We start from the raw sequence: 19,630 nt of genomic DNA on the forward strand, positions 1-19,630 counted from the left end.
ACGCGCCCCATGAGCATTTGCAAAACGATGCTAATTGGGTGAGTGCTCGATCTATTATGCGAAAGCGCATTTTGGCGTCTACACTAAGGACCGCAACCCAGAGGCCATCGGTAGACGACCATGAACTCGCCCTCCCCCTCCCGCTGCCCGGTGCATCAAGACGCGCCGCCATCGCCATCCTCGTCGGCGCCTAAGCATCCTCCCGGCACATGGCCGCCCGGACCCTTCTGTATCACCGGATGGGGCCAACTGAACAAAATGTCGCGCGACACGCTGGGCACGCTCTCCGAATGGAAAAAGCAATTCGGCGACGTCGTGCATTTGCGCGTCTACCCCTCGCATACCGTCATCCTCACCGATCCCGAACTCGTGCGCGATCTGCTCGTGACGCACCACGAGTCGCTCGTTCGCTGGGAGCACGCGAGGAAGGCGTTCGCGCAAGTGCATGGTCATAGCGTGCTCGTCGCGGAGGGCGAGGCGTGGCGCACGAAGCGGCATGCGATGCAGCCGAGCTTCTCTCCCAAGGCGGTGCAGGGTTTTACGCCGACGATCGCGGATACGGTCCAAAAAACACTCGCGCATTGGCCCGCCCGCGATCCCCATTGGCCGATCGAAAGCGAACTCACGTCGCTCGCGATGGACGTCATCATGCGCATGACGTTCTCGAGCGGCGTCGGCAGCGATGCGCGTATCGCGGAAGAGGCGATACGCGTCACGAGCGTGGCCGTCAACCAAGAGTTTCTCTCGCCCGTGCGCTGGCCCGAGTGGGTGCCTTGGAAGCGCGAGAAGCGACGCGCGATCGCCGATCTGGACGGCCTGATCCGCCGTCATTTGCAAGCGCGATTGAGTATGCCGCCCGATGCATGGCCGGACGATCTGCTGACGATACTGCTCAAACTGCACAAGGAAGATCCATCCGCATGGCCGCTCGAAGCGGTGCGCGACGAGTGTATGACGACCTTTCTCGCCGGCCACGAAACCTCGGCGGCGGGGCTCGTTTGGTGGGCGTGGTGCATGGCTTCGAATCCGGCTGCGCAAGCGGCGGCGCGGGACGAAGTGCGGCGCGTCTTGGAGGGGCGTGCGCCCACCGCGCGGGACTTGCCGTCGATGCAATATCTGACGCAGACGATCAAGGAGACGTTGCGGCTTTATCCGGTCGTGCCGGTGCTGGTCGGCCGTATCAACACGAAGGCCGTGAGCGTGGGGCCGTGGCAAATGCCGGGGTCCACGATGTTCATATTGCCCGTGCAACTCATGCACTACGATGCGCGATGGTTTCCGGAACCCGAAGCCTTCCGCCCCGAACGTTTCGGGCCCGATGCACCGGAGCTGCCGCGCGGCGCCTACATGCCGTTCGGCGCGGGACCGCGCGTGTGCCTCGGGCAGCACCTGGCGATGGCCGAGATGACGGTCATGGCGGCGATGCTGCTGCAGCGCTTCGAGCTATCGGTCCCCGGCGGAATGGCGCCGCCGCGCCCGACGCTCGCCGTCACGCTGCGCCCGGAGCAGCCGCTGCATTTGGCTGTCGCTCCCGTCGAAGTGGAATGAAGGCGGCCATTCGTCAACGAAATCGTTCCGGCCGATAGGGCGCGGGGTCGGTAAAAGGCTGCTCGCCCGTCATCATCTCGGCGAGCAAGCGTCCCGTGACGGGGCCGAGCGTCAGCCCATGATGGTTATGGCCGAACGCGAACCACAAGCCGCGATGGCGCGGCGCCCTGCCGATGACGGGCCGCATGTCGGGTGTGCAAGGACGCATGCCGAGCCACGGCTCGCGGTCGATCCGTTCGCCGATGCCGAATGCCTCGCGGGCCAGCGGTTCGACTCTCTCTAGTTGGACCGGCGTGGGCGGCGCGCCGCGCCTCGCGATCTCGACGCCCGTCGTCAGCCGCATCCGGTCCCCTAGCATGGGCGCCACGACATAGCCGCGCTCGCTGTCGACGATCGGCATGGACAGCGCGGGCCGATCGCTCCGGTAGTGCATGTGATATCCGCGTTTGGCGCGTAGCGGGATGCGATAACCGAGCGGCCCGAAGACGAGATCGGACCAGGGACCGAGCGCCACTACGGCTTGCTTCGCGCCCAGCACGCCCTGCTCGGCGCGTACGCTCCACGCATCGTCGGACGCGCGCAAGGTCGTCGCGTCGCCCGTGAAGATGCGGCCGCCCGCGCGTTCGAATAGCGACGCGTAGCCTTTGACGAGCGCCCCCGGATCGCGGACGCTCTTCGGATCGGCCCAATGGATCGCGCCCTGAATGTCCACGCCCACGGCCGGCTCCCTCGCCCGAAGCGCCGGGCCATCGAGCACACTCGCCCGTAAGCCGTGTTCCCGCACCGCCTGCTCTGCCTCTTTCGCCGCGCGCGCGAAGGCGTTAGGCGTGCGGAACGCTTCGATCCATCCGCGCGCTTGCACGAGATCGTCGAGCCGGGCCCGCTCGATGAGTTTGTCGTGCTCGGCCACGGATGCCGCGATGAGCGGCAACATGTCGCGCGATGCGGCGCCAAGCCGGTGCGGGGCCGATTCCCACCAAAAGCGCGCAAGCCAACCCGCGTAGGCGGGCAGCGCCTTGTAATCCCAATGCAAGTCGGTGGACCGGTTGCGCGCATAGCGAAACAGCGTGCCGAGATCGCGCGGGAAGCCATAAGGCACGACCGAGGAACGCTCGATCAGCCCCGCGTTGCCGAAACTCGTCTCTTCGCCCGGCGCGCGGCGATCGACGAGCGCCACGCGCCGCCCCCGGTCTTGCAGATGCAGTGCCGCGGAAACGCCGACGATCCCCGCGCCGAGCACAATGACGTCGAAATCCATGGTGAGCGAGCCTTACGGCCTTACTTGGCGATGATGTCGCGCTTGAAGTACTTGCGCGAAAGCTGGGTCAGCGTGCCGTCTCGTTTCAGAGCATCGAGCGCGTCGTTGACTTTCGCGAGCAGCGCCGCGTCGCTTTTGCGCAAGCCGAAGCCCGTGCCTTCGCCGAGCGTCGAGGGATCGGAAAGCGGCGCGCCGACGATTTCGTAGCCGGCGCCACTCGGCTTGCCGAGGAAGCCTTCCTCGGCCGTTTGCGCTTCTTGGACGGCGGCGTCGAGCCGTCCCGACGCGAGGTCGGAATACACCTGATCCTGGTCTTGGTAGGACACCACGTCGACGCCCGCATTCGCCCAATGTTTCTTTAGAAAATCCTCTTGCGACGATCCCTGCAGCACGCCCACATGTTTGCCGTGCAGCATCTTCGTATCCGGCAACAAGCCCGAGCCGCGCTTGGCGATCATCACGATCGGCACGACGTAGATCGGCCGCGTGAACGCGATACTTTCCTTGCGCTTTTCGGTGATGTTCATCGCCGAGTTGATCACGTCGAACTTGCGCGCCTGCAACGCAGGGATCAAGCCGTCGAACGCGTTCTCCACCCAGACGCATTTGACCTTCATCTTCGCGCAGACGGCGTTGCCGACGTCCACGTCGAAACCGACCAGCGTGCCCGACGCCGTTTTGCTCTCGAACGGGGGATAGGCGGCCTCGATCCCGAATCGCAAGGTGTCGGCCGTTTGCGCGAAGGTGGGGACGGCCGCGACGGCAACGGCGGCGGCCAGCAAGATGGGCTTGAGCTTCATAGCGGAAATTCCTGTCGTTGATGATCCCCACGGCTCGCGGCGGCAAAGCACGCGATCTCGCGGTTTGTGTAGACTGCGAGTCCAATATAGACTATTTTGGACACGTCAGTCCACTCGTCAAAATTCGGAGATCGTATTCATGAAGCCTGCCTTGCCGCTCGTCGCCGATGAGCAGACGGTCCGCTCGGCCTTGCCGAAGCTCGATATCGAAGGATCGCTGCGTTCGATGTTTCGCGCGCTCGCGTCGGAGCAAGCCGTGCAGCCGCCGCAAACGCTCACGCTGCTGCCGAACGGCGCCGGCGACTTCATCACTTATCTCGGCGCGCTGGCGAGCGAGAAAGTGTTCGGCGCCAAGCTCTCGCCTTATCTCGTCACCGGCGGTAAGCCGATCATCACGGCGTGGACGTCGTTGATGTCGATGGAAACGGGGGCTCCCTTGATGCTCTGCGACGCCGGTCTGCTGACGACGGAGCGCACGGCCGCCACGACCGCGCTCGCCATCGCCGAGCTGGCTCGGCCCGGCGCGACGCATCTCGCACTGATCGGTTCGGGCGCCGTCGGTCTCGCGCATCTGCGCCACGCCGCGCCGTTGCGCGCGTGGGAATCGATTCGCGTCTTCTCGCCCGAGCTCGCGGGCGATGCCGACAAATGCGCGGCCGTGCAGGCGCTGGATGCGCGTGCGCAGGTCTGCGACAGTGCGCACGCCTGCGTTCGCGATGCGGACGTCGTCATGCTTTGTACGTCGTCGGGTAGCCCGGTGCTGATGCCCGCTTGGTTGACGAAGCCGGCGCTCATAACGTCGATCAGCACGAACGTCGCAAACGCGCACGAGATTCCGCCCGCCTGGTTGCCGGACATGGACGTCTACTGCGACTATCTTCGAACGACGCCCGCGAGCGCCGGCGAGATGAAGCTGGCGGAGCAAAGCAACGGCTGGTCGCCGCAGCGGATCAAGGGCGATTTACCCGCGCTCGTCACGGGCGCGTGCGATAAGCCGCGGTACGAACGCTGCGCATTTTTTCGATCGATCGGCCTCGGGCTCGAAGACGTCGCCATCGCCCATGCCTTGTATCGGCATCTGCGCGAGAACCAGTCGCTACAATGACACCGCGCGGCCGCAGCGCCGCGGTGATCCCTCGAACGCGACTTAACGACGATGCGCAAGAAAAAAACGTCCCGTGTCAAAGATTTGTTGCTGTCGCGCTATGCGCCGATCGCGGACAGCATCGCCGCGCTGTTCTTTCCGTACGCGGAGGTGGTGATCCACGATTTGGACGATCAGACGGTGCTTTATCTGGCCAACAATCTGTCCAAGCGCGAAGTGGGCGACGATTCGGCGCTCGATGAAGTCGAGCATTCCGCGCGCGAACGCGTCATCGGTCCCTACGAAAAGCTCAACTGGGACGGCCGGCGCATGCGCTGCGTCAGCAACGTGTTGTTCGACGATGAGGGCGAACCCGCCGGCATGCTGTGCATCAATTTCAACATCGCGGTGTTCGAGGACGTGCGCTCGGCGCTCGATCTGTTCGTGAAGGGCGCGGGCATCGTGGCGCAGCCCGAGGAACTGTTCAAGGATGATTGGCAAGAGCGCATCAATACGTTCCTGCATGGATGGCTGAAAGAGCGGCAACTGGGGCTGAACGGACTCACGCGCGAGCATCGGCGCGAGATCGTCGAGGCGCTGCATGCGCAGGGCGCGTTTCGCGGCAAGAGCGCGGCCAATTACGTCGCCAATGTGCTGGGGATGGGACGGGCGACCGTCTATAAGCATCTGAAGCAGATGAAGGAAGGAGCGGCCTAAGGGGCGACCCAGGCCGCTCGAAGTGGCGAAGCGAAGCGCCTAGTGCGCGCGACGATCGCTCGTCGCGCGCATTGAGCCGCTCAATCGCCGGTCAAGGTAAAGGTGGGCTGCCGGTAGCCGATACCGGCACGCGAGAGCTTCGGCAGTTCGCGGTCCTTGAGCACCGTCGCGAAGCCCGCCCAGTCGCGATTCAAGGCGCCCGCATCGACATGATGCGTCACGCCCAGCTCATACGAGACACCCGTGGTGTACGGCAACTCCCAATCCGCCCGGTGCCATGCGCGCTCGGCCAGCGCGAGCAGGCGCGGGTACACCATGTATTCGAGGAAGCGGTCATTGCGCATCACCTCGCCCCACGCTTGACCCTGCATCCCGTGGATCACCGGCGCCGTGCCCGTGCTCGTCGCCGTGTACGGGTTGCCGTCGCGGTCGCCGAACACTTCCGCGTTCTGCGGCAGATTCTCGGGCGCGAACGTGAACACCTTGTACTCGTCGGTTGCGTGCGAGCCCCAGTAGTAGCCGCGTTCATGCGGGTTGAGCGTGTAGGGGAAGTCGAAGTACAGATAATCGGGCAGCGCGAGCACCGGTTCGAACCCCTTCGCGGCATAGTTGCGCGTGCTATCGGCCGCGCCCCAGAACACCGTGTCCCAGATCGCCGCGATGACGTGCCGCGTGGAGAAGTCCGACGCGCCGTTCGCCCCGCTCAGGCCGTCCTCCCACGCGCCCATCGTGTCGATGCCGTTCGCGGCGACTTGCGCGCTGACTTGCTTGGCCAAACGCGTCGGCAACTCGTCGGTCGATTTGATCTCGCCGCGCTGGATGAGCGCCGTGCATGCGGGTGAGCGTGCCCACGGTTTGTCTTGGATGGCGAGGTTGATGCGGCCCTTGTTCGGGTCGGTGCCGTTCAAGGCTTGGAAGCCGCCGCCGAGGAAGATGTTCTTCGCCTCGTCGCCGCCGAATTGCCAGGTATTGAGCGGCGCCTGCGCATCCGCATACATCGACGCAACCTCGTGAATCACCTTACCGGTGAAGTTCAGCGCGCCCGGCACGCAGGGGTTGATATCGCTATGCCGGTCGTAGAACTGAACCGTCGTCACGTTGGTCGTGTCTTGCGGATCGACGAGGCGGTATTGCGTCGCTTCCTGCTCGCGGCCTTGCGCATGGAGCCGGCGATAGCGCGCCTCCATCGACATGACGGCGGCGCGCGCGTGCGCGGGCATGTCGATCTCGGGAACGACTTCGATGAAGTGGTCGGAGGCGTAGCGCAGCAAGCTCACGAATTGATCGCGCGTCAGATATCCGCCGCCCGATTGATTCTCGGGGCCCGAGGCCAGTTCCGGCAGCAGGCAATGCGTTTCGGTCGGATCGAAGCAGCGGCGTCCGCCGACGTCGGTCAACTCGGGCAGGCCCGGGATCTCGATGCGCCAGCCCTCGTCGTCCGAGAGATGCAGATGCAAGCGATTGAGCTTGTAGGCGCTCATCTGGTCGATCAAGCGGCGCAGCGTCGGCGGATGTTTGAAGTTGCGGGCGAGGTCCACCTGCATGCCTCGGTACGGAAAGCGCGGCGCATCTTCGACGAGCATGGCGGGGATGGCGCCGCCCCCGGCCGGTGCGAGCGAGAACAGCGTCTGCACGCCGTAGTAGACGCCCGCGGGATCGTCGCCTTCGATGAATACGCCGCGTGGCGTGATCGCGAGCCGGTAGCCGCCGGGGACGGCGATGTCGGCCGGCAGCCGCTTGGGCGCGACGATGCCGACGACGGGCGTACGCGAATCGTCGAGCCCCAGCGTTTGCGCGCGGTCGCGCAGCGCTTGCGCCTGTCCGGGCGAAAGCCCCGCGAGCGCCAATTGCACGCCGTGCAGATCAAGCGAACCGGGCAGCGTGTGCTCGCGTTTGACGCTGGGCAGCGCACGGTACGAAACCGGCTGCGCGGCGACGGGCGGCGCGTCGCCCGTCGAGTTGTTCTGCGCGTCGGCGGGTAAGGAAATGACGTAGCGCGTTTCGTCGTCGGTGTCGTTGAACTGAAGAATCGCGGGCGGCGCGCCGTCGACGGCGACGAACGGGCGCGGCAGCAAATCGCTATACCGCAGGTACCAGTATTCGGCGACGAACGGCAGCGTCACGCTTTGGCCGGGCGCCAGAAAGAGTTTGCCGGGCAGCGGCGTAATGGCATAGAGATCGCCCGTCAGATGCTCGAACGTGAAGGCCGGGTTGTCGATCCGGAGTAGCCGCCGAATGCTGTGAACGTACAGTTTCCACCCGCCGGCCCAGATCGTTTTGCTGCCTTGATTCGTCAGAATCATATGGCCCGTGGCGCATGCCGCGCTGTCGGCGCCGAGGTCGGCGCAGGGTACTCCGGCGGCATTCGCGTGGTTATTGTCGATGGCCACGCGCAGCGCGAGGCTGCTGGCCAGAAATTGCGTGAGCGCCGCCGGGCTCTTGACGACGCCGGTGGCCGGGTCCTGGTTCGTCGCGAGCGACGCCGCCTGGGCGACAGGCGGCAGGACAGCCGCGCAGGCGGCGAGCAGGCCGGCGCGCACGAAATGCGCAATGCGATTCATAAAGGCTCCTCGGAAAAAAACGGCGATACGACGCCGCTCGATTACGTCGCTGCTATCGGGTCTTTCAAGGAAGCGGAAGCGGTGCTGCTCGGAATGAGACGACGAGGTCCCCTCGCGATCGGTCACGCGGAGTCGGTCACCGATCAATGCAGGATCTTAGGTGGACTTTGATTGGTATTCAAGTGGCATTAATTTGGAGGCAAATTGGTATTTAATGCCGACAAACAGCCGAGAGGGGAAGGGGAGGGATGTAAAAGAGTGGAACGCGCGTTTTAATGATCGTAACGCGCGTATCGCGGACGGCGGCGCCGCCGCCGCCTTTCCGCTTTGCTGACCGGGAGTCAGCCTGTTTAGATCAGACCGCGCGCAGCCAGGTTTCGGTACAACGCGCGCACGCCGAACCGCCACGGTGCGATCTCGGTCGATAGGCGTACCGTGTTGACGAGCGCGCCGAGCGCCGGCGTCGCGATCGTCACGAGATCGCCTAGATGGTGGGTGAAGCCGCCCCCGGCCGTATCGCGGTCCTTGATCGGCGAGAACATCGTGCCGAGAAAGAGCATGAAGCCGTCGGGATATTGATGGTGCGGCCCGCACGTTTGCGACACGAGATCCAGCGGGTCGCGGCTGATCTCGCGCATATGGCTCACGCCTTCGAGCACGAACCCGTCTTCGCCCTCGATCAATAGCGACACGCTGGCTTCGCGAATCGTGTCGAGCGTGAAGTGATCGTCGAACAAGCGGACGAACGGACCGATCGCGCACGAACCGTTATTGTCTTTCGCCTTGCCGAGCAGGAGCGCCGAGCGGCCTTCGATATCGCGCAAGTTGACGTCGTTTCCGAGCGTCGCGCCCACCGCGCGTCCGGCCGCGTTCACGGCCAGTACCACCTCGGGCTCGGGATTGTTCCAAGCCGAGGTCGGGTACAAGCCCACCTCCGCGCCGAAGCCCACCGCCGACATCGGCTGCGACTTCGTGAACACTTCCGCATCCTCGCCGATGCCCACTTCCATGTATTGCGACCATGCGCCGCGGCGTTTCAGTTCTTCCTTCAGGCGCATCGCGGCCGGCGAACCGGGCTTGATCTTGGCGAGATCGGTTCCGATCAAGGCATGGAGCGAGGCGCGGATATCGGCGGCGCGACCCGCATCGCCGCCCGCCTGTTCTTCGATCACGCGTTCGAGCAGGCTGACCGCGAACGTCACGCCGCAGGCTTTGATCGCTTGCACGTCGCAGGGGGCAAGCAAGCGAATCGCCGGATGTTCGTGCGGCTGTATGGCGCCTTGCAGCAGCTCGTGCGCTTGCCCGAGCAACTCGCCCGGGACGGATCGTGCGACGGCTGCCGCATCGTCGCGATCGAATAGGTCGCTCGTCGTCGGCGCGCTGGCCGTGACGTCGAACACCTGCCCGTGGCGGATCACGATGACGGACGGCCCGTTGTGGGGCGAGCCGCGCCACACTCGCCCGACCAGCAGTGCGCGGTCGAGATCCGAGGGCAGACAAGAGGCGGGATCGATTGGCATGGAGATCAGCTCTCGCAATGAAAGAAGCGGTGGAGTCGGTGTCAGTGCGAATGGCGCGGATCGCCGCGCGTCTCGATGACTTTCAGATAGAGCGTGGCCGGTTCTAGGCAGCCGCCCGTCGAAAGCTGCCCGACGAACTGCCGGTAAATTTCCTGCCACGGCGTTTGCGACGGCGGCACGCTCGGCGCTTGCTCGCCGCGGCGGCGCTCGAGTTCCGCCTCGTCGACGAGCAGTTCGATGCGCCGCGCATTCAGGTCGACGCGCACGCGATCGCCGCTGCGCATCAGCGCGAGACCGCCGCCCGCGGCCGATTCCGGCGACATGTTCAAAATCGACGGGCTCGCCGACGTCCCGCTTTGGCGGCCATCGCCCATGCACGGCAAGGAGGTCACGCCGCGCTTCACGAGCGCGGCCGGCGGCGCCATGTTGACGACCTCGGCGCTGCCCGGATAGCCGAGCGTGCCGCAACCGCGCATGACGAGGATGCAGTGCTCGTCGATTTCCAGCGAGGGGTCGTCGATGCGGGCCCGGTAGTCTTCTGGGCCGTCGAAGACGACGGCGCGCGCCTCGAAGGTGTTCTCCGCGCCGGGCTCGCTGAGGTAGGTCTGGCGGAACGCTTCGCCGACGACCGACATCTTGATGATCGCGCTATCGAAGAAGTTGCCCGAGAGGACGATAAAGCCCGCGCCGTGTTTGAGCGGCTCGGCGTGGGAACGGATGACGTCGCCGTCCGCGTCGGGGGCTTGGCGGACGATTTCCTCGATCGTCTGGCCCGATACGGTCGCGCACTCGCCATGCAGCAAACCGGCTTGCGCGAGTTGCCGCAGTATGGCCGGCACACCGCCCGCGCGATGAAAGCTCTCGCCGAGGTACTCGCCGGCCGGCATGCAGTTGGCGAGCAACGGCACGTCGGCGCCGAGCCGCTGCCAATCGTCGAGCGAGAGCGGCACGCCGATATGCCGCGCGATCGCGATCAGGTGCGGCGGGCAATTCGTGGAGGCGCCCAGCGCCGACGCGACGACGATCGCGTTCTCGAACGCCTCGCGCGTCAGGATATGAGAGGGCCGTACGTCGTCGCGCACGAGCTCGACGATTCGCTTACCCGTCGCGTACGCCATTTGTCCGCGCTCACGGTAGGCGGCCGGAATCGACGCGCAACCGGGCAACGACATGCCCAGCGCCTCCGCCAGGCTGTTCATCGACAACGCCGTGCCCATCGTATTGCAATGGCCGATCGAAGGCGAAGCCGCCGCGGTGAGCCGCATGAAGCCTTCGTAGTCGATGTCGCCGGCCGCGAGCAGGTTGCGCGCGTGCCAGATGACCGTGCCCGAGCCCACGCGTTTGCCGTCGAACCAGCCGTCGAGCATCGGGCCGCCCGAGAGCACGATCGCGGGCAGATCGACGGTAGCCGCGGCCATCAGGCAAGCGGGCGTCGTCTTGTCGCAGCCCGTCGTCAGTACGACGCCGTCGAGCGGATAGCCATGCAGGATTTCGACGAGACCGAGATAGGCGAGATTGCGATCGAGCGCGGCCGTGGGGCGGCGGCTTTGTTCGGCCAGCGGATGCACGGGGAACTCCATCGGAATGCCGCCCGCGTCGCGAATCCCGGCCTTCGTCCGAGCGGCCAATTCGATGTGATGGCGGTTGCACGGCGCGAGGTCGCTGCCCGTTTGCGCGATGCCGATGATCGGGCGGCCCGATTGCAACTCTTCGCGCGTAAGACCGTAATTCATGAAACGTTCGACGTACAGCGCGGTCATGTCGGCATGACTCGGATCGTCGAACCAGTTTTGGCTGCGCAGCCGGCGCGGGGGCTTCGATGACATAAGCGTTTCGTTCTCCTGATCGGTACGGCGCGCGTCAGCTTGCGCGGACGAGGCCGCGCGTGACGACGTTTTGCGGCAGGCCCGGCACGGGCGAGCGGAACATGAACAAACCGCCCGCCAGCGTCTCGCGCTCGCGCTTGGCCGCGGTGAGGCCTTTCATCGCCGTCGTGACATAGGCCGTGCGCAAGTCGTCGCCGCCGAATACGAGCTTGGTGACGTTCGAGCACGGAAAGGCCACGGTATCGATTTGCTTGCCCTCGGGCGAATACCGCTCGATGGCGCCGCCGTTGAACAGCGCGACCCAAACGCATCCTTGCGCATCGACGGCCATGCCGTCAGGGTACGCCGATCCTTGCACTTTCACGAACACGCGCTTGTTCGAGAGTTGGCCGTCCTCGTCCACGTCGGACGCGTAGATCGTTTGCCCGCGCGTGTCGGTATGGTAGAGGGTGCGTCCGTCGGGGCTCATGGCCGGACCGTTCGCAATGTCGTAGCCGTCGTCGCGCCGCTCGACCGAGCCCGTGTCGCTCACGCGGTAGAGCGCGCCCGTCGGCGCTTGTTCCTCGTCGTCCATCGTGCCGAACCACAAGTAGCCGCGCGGGTCGGAGAACCCGTCGTTCAGGCGGTTCGTCGTCCTTTCGCGCTCGACGTCGACGAGCTTGTCGAACGTGCCGGTGCGCGGATCGAATCGATACAGGCCTTTGCGCAGGCCGCATACGAACGTTTCATCGGACGTGGGAATGACGAAGCACGCCTCGCTCGGCGCGGGCCAGGTCATCGTTTCATGCGTCGCGGCGATATAGCGATGCACCTGCTTGCGTTTGATATCGACGAAATAAACGGCTTTTTCAGTTTTACTCCAGACCGGCCCTTCGCCCAGTTCGGCGCCTAGGGGCCAGATACATTCGGGGGTGATCATGAAGAAGCTCCATACCATCCCGCATCGACGAAGTACTCGCGTCCCGAGCAGCGCGAGCCGTCGTCCGATGCGAGAAACAAGGCCATTCGTGCGACATGCTCGGGCTCGACCCGCTCGGGCAGGCATTGGTCGGCGACGAGCTTCGCCTCGCTTTCGGGCGATTGCCACAGCTTCATCTGTCTCGGCGTGCGTACGGCGCCCGGGATGATCGCGTTCACGCGGATACCGAAGGGGCCGAGTTCGCGGGCGAGCGCGCGCGTCATCCCTTCGATCCCGGCTTTGGCCGTCATGTAGATCGAAAGGCTCGGCAGCGCGCGATGCCACGATATCGAACCGAAGTTCAGAATCACTCCGCTGCCCGCAGCCTTCATGCCGGAGGCGGCACTTTGCGCGCAAAAAAATTGGTGCCGCAAGTTCACGGCGATCCGCTCGTCCCAGTAGGCGGGCGTGATGTCGCCGAAGGCGTGCCGATCGTCGTTGGCCGCGTTATTGACGAGCACGTCGATCATGCCCGCTTGCGCGCGGATCGAGGCGAATACTTGCTCGATGGCGGCGATATCGCGCAGGTCGCAACGATGGAACACGGGGGGATGGGAAGAGGCGCCCAGCTTTTCGACGAGCGCTTGCGAATCGGCTTCGGCGATATCGAGGAAAAAGACGCGCGCACCCTGCGCGGCGAACGCTTCGACGATCGCGGCGCCGATGCCGCTGCCGCCTCCCGTGACGACGACGGTTTTATCGGCCAAGCTCGGATAGATGGCGTACGACATGCGAATTTCCATGTTTGAAGAAAATGCCGGGCAGGCGAGCCCGGGTTAATCGTCAACGCCGGTTCGTGCGCGACACGACATCGATCCAAACCGCCACGACCAGAATCGCGCCTTTGGCGATCATCTGCCAGTAGGCATCGACATCGAGCATCGACATGCCGTTATCCAAGCTGGCCATGACGAGGGCGCCGACGAGCGCGCCGTAGACGGTGCCCGATCCGCCGCGCATCGACGTGCCGCCGATGAAGCAGGCCGCGATCGCATCGAGTTCGCCCATGTTGCCGGCCGACGGCGAACCGGCCGCGAGCCGCGCCGTATTGACGATGCCGGCGAAAGCGCACATCAGGCCCATCAGCGCGAAGATCGCGAGCTTGACGCGATTCGTGTCGACGCCCGAAAGACGCGTGGCTTCGAGGTTCGAGCCGACGGCGTAGATGCGGCGGCCGAATACGGTTTGCGTCGCGATCCAGGTGAAGATGCCGAGCATCACGAGCACGAGCAGCACGGGTACGGGGATGCCGCCGTAGTTGTTGAGCGTGGCGACGAATGCGCCGATGACGACGGCCGCGCCGACGATCTTCGCGCCGTCCTGCCACAGCGGCACCACGGGTAGCTCATAGCGGCGGCGGCTCGCGCGGCTGCGCACGGTGACGAACGCGAGCACGGCGATCAGCAGCAGCGCGAGCGCATTGCCTGCCAGACGCGGCAAATAGCCTTGGCCGAGAAAGACGAAGTGGTCCGATACCGGCGCGATCGTGGAGCCGCCCGTGATGCCGAGCAAGACGCCGCGATAGGCCAGCATGCCGCCCAAGCCGACGATGAACGAGGGCACGCGCCGGTACGTGGAGAGCCAGCCGTTGAACAAGCCGGCAAGGATCCCGAGCGCGAGCACGGCGGGGATCGTCGCCGCGAGCGGCCAGTTATGGTTCGCATCGGCGATGGCGGCGATGCCGCCCAGCAAGCCCAGCAGCGAGCCGACCGACAAGTCGATTTCCCCGGCGATGATGACGAACACCATGCCGCAGGCGAGCATGCCGCTGATCGCCATTTGCCGCAGCAGGTTCGACAGATTGCGCGGCGTGGCGAACGCGCCGTGCGTGAGAATCGTGAAGAAGAGCCAAATGAGCGCGACGGCGATCAGCAGCGCCAGGATCTTATAGCGGGCGAACCATTGTCGAATGCGATCGGCGCCGGCGGGGCTCGAGGTGCCGGCCGGGCGGGCGGGGGAAAGGTCCGGTGTCATACGGGTGCTGTCTCGTTCGGTTGGGCGGCGCCGGAGCGCCGCGCGGGCTCGATGGCGGCCGTCAAAATGGCCTCTTGGGTCAGGCCGTCGTTGGCGAAGTCGCCGCGCAGCTCGCCCTCGCCCATGACGAGAACGCGGTCGGACAGGCCGAGCACCTCGGGCAATTCCGACGACACGACGACGATCGCCATTCCTTGTTTGGCGAGTGCGAAGATGAGCTTGTAGATTTCGAACTTCGCGCCGACGTCCACGCCGCGCGTCGGCTCATCGAGGATCAGCACTTTCGGCTCGGTGAGCAGCACGCGGGTGAGCACGGCTTTTTGCTGATTGCCGCCCGAAAGATGGGCGATCGGCAGCAGCGGGTGGGCGGCGCGCACCGAGAGCTGCTTCATCGATTTGTGGATCGTGTCGAGTTCGGCGGCCGTATCGATCGCGCCGCGCTTGACGAAGCGCCGCAGCACGGAAAGCGTGATGTTGTGTCCCACGCCGAGCTCGGGCACGATGCCGTGCGCCTTGCGGTCCTCGGGCACCATGCCGATCCCGGCCGCAATCGCATCGCCGGGCGAGCGGATGGCGATGGGCCGGCCCTCGATCGCCACCTTTGCGCGGTACGTGCCCGGATAGGCGCCGAAGATCGCCTGCATGAGTTCGGTGCGGCCCGAGCCGACGAGCCCCGCCACGCCGAGAATTTCGCCGCGCCGCACGTCGAACGAGACGTCGTCCACGCGTTTGCGGCGCGGGTTCGTCACGTCGATGCAGGTGACGCCCCGCACTTGCATGACGATTTCGCCGATCAGGTGCGGCTCGCGCGGAAACAGATTCGTGATTTCGCGCCCCACCATCAGCGCGACGATGCGCGAGGGCGTCATCTCGGCGAGCGGCGCGGTGGCCACATGCCGGCCGTCGCGAATGACGCTGACGGTGTCGCACACGGCTTGCACTTCCTCGAGCTTGTGTGAAATGTAGATGCAGGCCACGCCGCGCCGCTTCAGGTCGCGCACGATATCGATCAGCACGCGCGTTTCCGCCGCGGTCAGCGAGGACGACGGCTCGTCGAGGATCAAGAGCCGCGCTTGCTTGTTCAGCGCCTTCGCGATTTCGATCAACTGCCGGTGTCCGCCGCCGAAGTTCATCACGGGCTGCGCGACGTTGATTCCTTCGATGCCGAGTTCTTGCAGCAACGCATCGGCGCGCTGATGCATCGCCGCGTAATTCATGCGTCCGCCGGGGAGCGTGATCTCGTTGCCGAGGAAAATGTTCTCGGCCACGGAGAGTTCCGGCACGAGCATCAATTCCTGGTGAATGATGACGATGCCGGCGCGTTCGGTATCGCGCACGCTCGTCGCGCGCAGCGGCTGGCCGTCCCAGACGATCTCGCCGTCCCACGTGCCGTGCGGATAGACGCCCGAGACGATCTTCATGAGCGTCGATTTGCCCGCTCCGTTCTCGCCGCACAGGCCGAGGCACTCGCCGGGACGAACCGAGAGGTCGATGCCGTCGAGCGCCTTCACCCCCGAGAACGTCTTGACGATGCCGCGCAGCGACAGCAAGGGTTCAGATTGCACCATGCGTCTCGTTCCTTTTCCGATGCCGGATGGCGCGGCGCTCGAATCGGAGCGCCGCGCGCGGGTCGGCGTTTATTGGCCCGAGAGTTGCGCTTGCGTGTAGAAGCCGTCCTTGACCACGACGTCGACGTTCTTCTTGGTCAGCAAGATGGGTTGCAGCAGTACCGTATCGACCTTCTTCTTGCCGTTGTCGTACTGCGCGTTGAACGCGGGCTTGGTGCCTTGCGCCAGCTCGACGGAGAGCTTGGCCGCCTCGGAGGCGATCAGCTTGATGGGCTTGTAGACGGTCATCGTCTGCGTGCCGGCGATCACGCGCTTCACCGCCGCGAGATCGGCATCCTGGCCCGAGACAGGCACCTTGCCCGCGAGCTTTTGCGCGGCGAGCGCCTGGATCGCGCCGCCGGCCGTGCCGTCGTTCGAGGCGACGATCGCGTCGATCTTGTTGTTGTTGGCCGTGAGCGCGTCCTCGACGATGCGCAGCGCCGTCGAGGCGTTCCACTCGGGCACCCACTGTTGCCCCACGACCTTGATCGCGCCGCTGTCGATCGCGGGTTGGAGAACCTTCAACTGGCCTTCGCGCAGCATTTTGGCGTTGTTGTCGGTGGGCGCGCCGCCGAGCAGGAAGTAGTTGCCCTTCGGCTGCGCGTCGAAGACGCCCTTCGCTTGCAGTTCGCCGACCTTCTCGTTGTCGAACGAGATATAGGCGTCCACGTCGGCATCGAGGATCAGGCGGTCATAAGAAACGACCTTGATTCCGGCCTTCTTCGCTTCGGCTACGACATTGCCGAGCGTCTTCGAATTGAACGGCACGATGACGATGACGTCGACGCCGCGCGAAATCAGGTTTTCGATCTGCGAAATTTGACGCTCTTCGCTCGCATCGGCCGACTGCACCGACACGGTTGCCCCGAGCTTCTGCGCGGCGGCGACGAAATAGTCGCGATCGCGCGACCAGCGCTCGACGCGCAAGTCGTCGATACAAAAGCCGATGACGGGATGTGCCTTGCTTGCGTGCGCGAGCGGCGCGGCGAGCGTCAAGCCCGCGAGTACCGCGCTCGCGACGAACGAGCCTAAAATGGAACGACGCTTTGCGAATGCCATGTCTCCACTCCTGTCTTATATATTGGACGTCGCAGTTGGCCGATCGAGCGGCGCTTGCACGCGGCGACTCGCGCGCAAGCAGTGTGGGTGCCGCCGGGACGCCGCGAGCTTGGGCGGCCTGTTGTCGGGGTGCGGCCATGGTGCAGCGGCGCGGCGCCCACCACAATTGCGAAATTGCGCAGCGGCTTTAACGTTTCTTGCCGACGCGGGGCAAACTTCGCGGCGAGTGCGCGCATCGCGCCTAAAATCGCGAAACACCCGCAGTGCCGCGAACCGTACGGCAAGCAGGGAAAACCCAGAGACCGGCAACGACCGATAGGAGACGACACCATGCGCGACGCCGCGACGGCCGAGCGAGACAGCGCGGGGCCGCATCGATGACGAGGGCGAACGCCCCCGCGCCGCAAAAGGCGCATCGCATCGCGCTGCTGTTCAACGCGAACAAGGTCTACGACCGTGAGATCATCACGGGCGTCGGTCAATATTTGCTGTCGACCCGCGTGAGTTGGAATCTATTTCTCGAAGAGGACTTTCGCCTGCGGCTCGGCGGCATCGAACGGTTCGACGGCGACGGCATCATTGCCGACTTCGACGACCCGGCCGTCAGCGAGGCGCTGGCCGATTGCCCGCTGCCGGTCGTGGCCGTGGGCTCGTCGTTCGAGGATCCGTCCCACTATCCGGACAATGTGCCGTATATCGCCACCGACAACGTCAAGCTCGTCTCGCTGGCCTATACCCATTTGATAGGCGCGGGTTTGCGCCATTTCGCGCTCTACAGCTTGCCGCTGTCGAACGAGCATCGCTGGGCGCGCCAGCGCGAGCTTGCGTTCGCGCACCTGCGCGAAGCGGACGGGGGCACGCGCGAACAGATCGATGCCGAGATCTACCGGGGCTTGTCGACGAGCGCACCGACTTGGAACCAGGCGATCGAGCAGTTGACGCGCTGGCTCCACGCGCTGCCCAAGCCCGTCGGCGTCATTGCCGTCACCGATGCGCGCGCGCGGCAACTGCTGCAGGCTTGCTTGATCGCGGGTATTCCGGTTCCCGAGGACGTCGCGATCATCGGCATCGACAACGACCCGCTCACGCGGACGTTGACGCGCATCCCACTGTCGTCGGTGATTCAAGGCACCGAGGAGATGGGGCGCACGGCGGCTCACATGCTCCATCAGATGCTGCATGGGGCGCGTTTTCCGGGGCGCAGGATTCTCGTGCCGCCCGTGGGCATCAACGTGCTCGATTCGACCAAACACCAACCGCTCGCGAGCCCTTACGTGGCGCGAGCCCGCCATTTCATCCGGCAGTACGCCTGCCAAGGCATTCGCACCGAACAGGTGGCCGATTACGTCGGCGTCTCGCGCTCCTCGCTCGAAGAGCATTTCCGGCGCGAGCTCAGTTGCACGGTGCACCAAGAGATTCTTCGGCAAAAGCTCGATGCGGCCAAGGCGCTGCTCGTCAAAGGCGACGTGTCGAGCGCCGATGTGGCCGTACGCTGCGGCTTCAAGTCGGTCCAGTATTTGCATGCGGTGTTTCGCCGCGAACTCGGCTGCACGCCGCGCGAATTTCAGGCGCGATCGCAGGCGAGCGCGCCGGTTTGAACGGATGCGATGCTGTGCTTTTGCCCTCCCTTTCCCATTTCACGAGCCCTATGATCAGCACCGCTAAGTTGTCGCACGAACCTTGGGGCGCGCTGCCCGACGGACGAACCGTTCATTTGTTCACGCTGCGCAATGCGCACGGGATGCGCGTCGCGATCAGCGAGCTGGGCGCGACGCTCGTTTCCTGGCATGCGCCCGACCGCGCGGGACGGCTGGGCGATATCTTGCTCGGGCACGACACGCCCGCCCAATATTGGGAAGCCAAGACCTATATGGGTGCGCTCGTCGGCCGCTGGGCCAATCGAATCGCGGGCGGCCGCTTCACGCTCGACGGTATTGCCTATACGGTCGATCGCAACGAGGGCGGCAATTCGCTGCACGGTGGGACGGCGGGTTTTCATCGGGCGCTCTGGAACGCGCGCGAAGACGACGGCGCGCTCGTTTTCACGCTCGATTCGGAAGAGGGCGATGCGGGATTCCCCGGTAACGTGCAGGCCAAGGTGCGCTACACGCTGGATGACGACGGCGCATTGACGATCGACTATTGGGCACGCACCGATGCGCCGACGCCGCTGAATCTGACGAGTCACGGCTACTTCAATCTGACGGCGCAAGCGGGCGCCGACATAAAAGGCCATGTGCTGTCGATCGATGCCGACGCGTTCTTCGAGGTCGATCCGGCCTTGATTCCTATCCGGCAAGCCGCGGTGGCGGGCAATGCGTTCGATTTTCGCGAGGCGGCGCCGATCGGGGCGCGGCTCGAGTGGCCGCACGAACAACTCTCGCTTGCGCGCGGCTTCGATCATTGCTACGTGCTGCGCGAGGCGAACGGCTCGGCCGAGCGGGGCGTACGGGAAGTCGCGCGGCTCTACGACCCGGCGAGCGGGCGCGAGATGACGGTATCGACCGATCAGCGCGGCCTGCAACTGTACACGGGCAATTACCTCGACGGCGTGCCGGGGCGGCACGAGCGCACCTATGCGCGCCACGCCGGCGTGTGCTTGGAGGCGGGCGGCTTCCCCAATCAAATCAATATGGCCGATCGCGAGGACGTCATCTCGCGGCCTGAGAAACCGTACCGTCAGGTGACGCGATATCGGGTGGGCGTGCTCGATTGAAC

At 65.0% G+C, this 19,630-nt stretch carries 15 protein-coding genes; 5 read left to right on the top strand and 10 right to left on the bottom strand.

Annotated elements, in window-relative coordinates; translation table 11 throughout:
* Positions 1-120 precede the first annotated feature (120 nt).
* On the top strand, positions 121-1,548 hold the full coding sequence (locus DXT59_RS05070; RefSeq protein ID WP_116135826.1) for a cytochrome P450: 1,428 nt from the start codon (positions 121-123) through the stop codon (positions 1,546-1,548).
* Between the two features lie 13 nt (positions 1,549-1,561).
* On the opposite strand, the gene DXT59_RS05075 is transcribed toward DXT59_RS05070, so the two are convergent.
* Together DXT59_RS05075 and DXT59_RS05080 are read right to left on the bottom strand one after the other, a co-directional pair.
* Positions 1,562-2,806, bottom strand: a complete 1,245-nt coding sequence (locus tag DXT59_RS05075; protein ID WP_116135827.1) for an NAD(P)/FAD-dependent oxidoreductase — start codon at positions 2,804-2,806, stop codon at positions 1,562-1,564.
* A gap of 20 nt (positions 2,807-2,826) precedes the next feature.
* The gene (locus DXT59_RS05080) at positions 2,827-3,606 is read right to left on the bottom strand and encodes an ABC transporter substrate-binding protein (RefSeq protein ID WP_116135828.1); all 780 of its coding nucleotides are present in this window, start codon (positions 3,604-3,606) and stop codon (positions 2,827-2,829) included.
* Positions 3,607-3,745: 139 nt separating this feature from the next.
* Between DXT59_RS05080 and DXT59_RS05085 the strand changes: the two genes are divergently transcribed.
* Both DXT59_RS05085 and DXT59_RS05090 read left to right on the top strand, forming a co-directional pair.
* The gene (locus DXT59_RS05085) at positions 3,746-4,711 is read left to right on the top strand and encodes an ornithine cyclodeaminase family protein (RefSeq protein ID WP_116135829.1); all 966 of its coding nucleotides are present in this window, start codon (positions 3,746-3,748) and stop codon (positions 4,709-4,711) included.
* A 51-nt stretch (positions 4,712-4,762) separates the two neighbouring features.
* The gene (locus tag DXT59_RS05090) at positions 4,763-5,407 is read left to right on the top strand and encodes a helix-turn-helix transcriptional regulator (RefSeq protein WP_116135830.1); all 645 of its coding nucleotides are present in this window, start codon (positions 4,763-4,765) and stop codon (positions 5,405-5,407) included.
* Between the two features lie 80 nt (positions 5,408-5,487).
* Here DXT59_RS05090 and DXT59_RS05095 read toward each other — a convergent pair whose 3' ends face one another.
* The 8 genes from DXT59_RS05095 to xylF all read right to left on the bottom strand — a co-directional run bounded on the left by DXT59_RS05095 (position 5,488) and on the right by xylF (position 16,912).
* On the bottom strand, positions 5,488-7,968 hold the full coding sequence (locus DXT59_RS05095; RefSeq protein WP_116135831.1) for a family 20 glycosylhydrolase: 2,481 nt from the start codon (positions 7,966-7,968) through the stop codon (positions 5,488-5,490).
* A 350-nt stretch (positions 7,969-8,318) separates the two neighbouring features.
* Positions 8,319-9,488 (bottom strand): fumarylacetoacetate hydrolase family protein, encoded by a 1,170-nt coding sequence (locus DXT59_RS05100; protein WP_116135832.1) that lies wholly within the window; start codon positions 9,486-9,488, stop codon positions 8,319-8,321.
* A gap of 41 nt (positions 9,489-9,529) precedes the next feature.
* Positions 9,530-11,314 (bottom strand): IlvD/Edd family dehydratase, encoded by a 1,785-nt coding sequence (locus tag DXT59_RS05105; RefSeq protein ID WP_116135833.1) that lies wholly within the window; start codon positions 11,312-11,314, stop codon positions 9,530-9,532.
* 34 nt (positions 11,315-11,348) lie between these two features.
* On the bottom strand, positions 11,349-12,233 hold the full coding sequence (locus DXT59_RS05110; RefSeq protein ID WP_116135834.1) for an SMP-30/gluconolactonase/LRE family protein: 885 nt from the start codon (positions 12,231-12,233) through the stop codon (positions 11,349-11,351).
* Positions 12,230-13,003, bottom strand: a complete 774-nt coding sequence (xylB, locus tag DXT59_RS05115) for a D-xylose 1-dehydrogenase (protein WP_116135872.1) — start codon at positions 13,001-13,003, stop codon at positions 12,230-12,232. Before xylB ends, DXT59_RS05110 begins: the two co-directional genes overlap by 4 nt.
* A gap of 52 nt (positions 13,004-13,055) precedes the next feature.
* The gene (locus DXT59_RS05120; protein WP_116135835.1) at positions 13,056-14,246 is read right to left on the bottom strand and encodes a sugar ABC transporter permease; all 1,191 of its coding nucleotides are present in this window, start codon (positions 14,244-14,246) and stop codon (positions 13,056-13,058) included.
* Positions 14,243-15,814: a D-xylose ABC transporter ATP-binding protein gene (gene xylG, locus DXT59_RS05125; RefSeq protein WP_116135836.1), complete on the bottom strand. Its 1,572-nt coding sequence runs from the start codon at positions 15,812-15,814 to the stop codon at positions 14,243-14,245. The genes DXT59_RS05120 and xylG overlap by 4 nt, the downstream gene beginning before the upstream one ends.
* Positions 15,815-15,883: 69 nt before the next feature.
* Positions 15,884-16,912 carry a D-xylose ABC transporter substrate-binding protein gene (xylF, locus tag DXT59_RS05130; protein WP_116135837.1) on the bottom strand — a complete coding sequence of 343 codons (1,029 nt, stop codon included), beginning with the start codon at positions 16,910-16,912 and terminating at the stop codon, positions 15,884-15,886.
* 377 nt (positions 16,913-17,289) lie between these two features.
* On the opposite strand from xylF, the gene DXT59_RS05135 reads away from it, so the two are divergent.
* Both DXT59_RS05135 and DXT59_RS05140 read left to right on the top strand, forming a co-directional pair.
* On the top strand, positions 17,290-18,510 hold the full coding sequence (locus tag DXT59_RS05135; RefSeq protein ID WP_116135838.1) for a XylR family transcriptional regulator: 1,221 nt from the start codon (positions 17,290-17,292) through the stop codon (positions 18,508-18,510).
* A 50-nt stretch (positions 18,511-18,560) separates the two neighbouring features.
* Entirely contained in the window at positions 18,561-19,628 is a 1,068-nt protein-coding gene (locus tag DXT59_RS05140) for an aldose epimerase family protein (RefSeq protein WP_116135839.1), read from the top strand.
* Positions 19,629-19,630 lie beyond the last annotated feature (2 nt).

The organism is Trinickia diaoshuihuensis (genome assembly GCF_003390925.1).
Lineage (GTDB): Bacteria > Pseudomonadota > Gammaproteobacteria > Burkholderiales > Burkholderiaceae > Trinickia > Trinickia diaoshuihuensis.

Coding starts and splice junctions, on each gene's coding strand:
- DXT59_RS05070 (WP_116135826.1), top strand. CDS start 121: ATGAACTCGCCCTCCCCCTCCCGCTGCCCGGTGCATCAAGACGCGCCG.
- DXT59_RS05075 (WP_116135827.1), bottom strand. CDS start 2,806: ATGGATTTCGACGTCATTGTGCTCGGCGCGGGGATCGTCGGCGTTTCC.
- DXT59_RS05080 (WP_116135828.1), bottom strand. CDS start 3,606: ATGAAGCTCAAGCCCATCTTGCTGGCCGCCGCCGTTGCCGTCGCGGCC.
- DXT59_RS05085 (WP_116135829.1), top strand. CDS start 3,746: ATGAAGCCTGCCTTGCCGCTCGTCGCCGATGAGCAGACGGTCCGCTCG.
- DXT59_RS05090 (WP_116135830.1), top strand. CDS start 4,763: ATGCGCAAGAAAAAAACGTCCCGTGTCAAAGATTTGTTGCTGTCGCGC.
- DXT59_RS05095 (WP_116135831.1), bottom strand. CDS start 7,968: ATGAATCGCATTGCGCATTTCGTGCGCGCCGGCCTGCTCGCCGCCTGC.
- DXT59_RS05100 (WP_116135832.1), bottom strand. CDS start 9,488: ATGCCAATCGATCCCGCCTCTTGTCTGCCCTCGGATCTCGACCGCGCA.
- DXT59_RS05105 (WP_116135833.1), bottom strand. CDS start 11,314: ATGTCATCGAAGCCCCCGCGCCGGCTGCGCAGCCAAAACTGGTTCGAC.
- DXT59_RS05110 (WP_116135834.1), bottom strand. CDS start 12,233: ATGATCACCCCCGAATGTATCTGGCCCCTAGGCGCCGAACTGGGCGAA.
- xylB (WP_116135872.1), bottom strand. CDS start 13,003: ATGTCGTACGCCATCTATCCGAGCTTGGCCGATAAAACCGTCGTCGTC.
- DXT59_RS05120 (WP_116135835.1), bottom strand. CDS start 14,246: ATGACACCGGACCTTTCCCCCGCCCGCCCGGCCGGCACCTCGAGCCCC.
- xylG (WP_116135836.1), bottom strand. CDS start 15,814: ATGGTGCAATCTGAACCCTTGCTGTCGCTGCGCGGCATCGTCAAGACG.
- xylF (WP_116135837.1), bottom strand. CDS start 16,912: ATGGCATTCGCAAAGCGTCGTTCCATTTTAGGCTCGTTCGTCGCGAGC.
- DXT59_RS05135 (WP_116135838.1), top strand. CDS start 17,290: ATGACGAGGGCGAACGCCCCCGCGCCGCAAAAGGCGCATCGCATCGCG.
- DXT59_RS05140 (WP_116135839.1), top strand. CDS start 18,561: ATGATCAGCACCGCTAAGTTGTCGCACGAACCTTGGGGCGCGCTGCCC.